The following is a 214-nucleotide window of genomic DNA, read 5'->3' on the forward strand; positions in this document are numbered from 1 at the left end:
CCGGCACGCCGAGAGCACGCACCTGACGCCGCGCGGCCGCCCTACGGGCGACGACGGGAATGGTCAGACAGGCCCTACGGCGCGGGCAGCTCCACCAGCCCCGCGACGGCCGCGGGGTGGCTGCCCGCCGAGCCGTACGCGATCGAGTCCGCCTTGGCGCGCTTGAGATACAGGTGCGCCGGGTGCTCCCAGGTCATGCCGATGCCGCCGTGCA

At 74.8% G+C, this 214-nt stretch carries 1 pseudogene; it reads right to left on the bottom strand.

Annotated elements, in window-relative coordinates:
- Positions 1-74: 74 nt before the first annotated feature.
- A pseudogene (locus IF19_RS1000000138615) lies at positions 75-214 on the bottom strand (acyl-CoA dehydrogenase family protein); the annotation flags it as partial.

The organism is Streptomyces californicus (genome assembly GCF_000717645.1).
GTDB lineage: Bacteria > Actinomycetota > Actinomycetes > Streptomycetales > Streptomycetaceae > Streptomyces > Streptomyces californicus.